The 970-nt window shown below is 57.2% G+C and carries 1 protein-coding gene; it reads right to left on the bottom strand.

The window, feature by feature from the left end; translation table 11 throughout:
• Nucleotides 1-29: 29 nt before the first annotated feature.
• A partial coding sequence (locus FDW94_RS16300) for a tRNA/rRNA methyltransferase (protein WP_249358573.1) occupies nucleotides 30-970 on the bottom strand: 941 nt, incomplete at its 5' end.

Below are 970 nucleotides of genomic sequence, written 5' to 3'. Positions count from 1 at the left end.
ATGCCAGCGATTCGCTGGCATTTTTATTATCAGGCTTTGTTCTGACGCCACCACTCCGCGAGCAGCACGCCTGTTGCCACAGAAACGTTGAGCGTTTCTACCTTGCCAGTGCCGTCAATTGCAACGCACAGATCGTCGGCTGAGCATGCTGCTTCTGGCAGAGCTTCACGCTCACGCCCTAATACCAGCACCATTTTTTCCGGCAGCGTGGTAGTAAACAGCGGTTTGCCTTTCGCGCTTGAGGTCATCACAACCGTGTAACCCGCCTGGCGGAAGTCGTCCAGCACATCAACAATGCTGTCGCCGGTAATCGGCTGAACGTGCTCTGCACCACCTTCAGCGGTACGGATGGCCGCACCTGATTCCAGCAGCGCCGCATCCTGAACCACTACGCCTTTCACACCGAAGTGCGCGCAGCTACGCATCATGCCGCCCAGGTTATGCGGGTTAGCGATATCTTCCAGTGCCAGCACGCAATCCTGCGCCCCTGCCTGACCGACCCACTGCTTAACGGTAGTACCGTTACGTTTTTTGATCAGGAAACAGACGCCACCATGGTGTTCAGTGCCAGAGGCTTTCGCCAGCTCGGCTTCGTCAACCACGTGATAGGCTTTGCGGTTTGCCGCCATCCAGCGTAATGCTTCTTTAAAGCGCGGGGTTACGCTCTGAACAAACCAGGCGCGGACGATGGCGTCCGGACGACTCTGGAACAGAGCCTGACAGGCATTCTCACCGTAAACGCGGGTTTCTTCCGCACGCTGACGGCGTAATACTTCAGGATCGATAAAGCTCTTACCGCTAATACCACCGTGATCGGCTTTATCCGCTGCGTCATCATTCGGTGCGCGGGACACGGTACGCCACGGTGAATCTTCACGTCTGCGGTCACGTTCTACATCGCGGTCACGACCACGTTCACGACCGCGTTCGCTGTTCGGACCCTTTCGGTCATCACGGGCAGGGCGACGAC

Source organism: Citrobacter sp. wls757, from assembly GCF_005280935.1.
Taxonomy (GTDB): Bacteria; Pseudomonadota; Gammaproteobacteria; order Enterobacterales; family Enterobacteriaceae; genus Citrobacter; species Citrobacter portucalensis.
The sequence above is the reverse complement of the archived record's forward strand: the minus strand, read 5'-3'. Positions and strand labels throughout refer to the sequence as shown.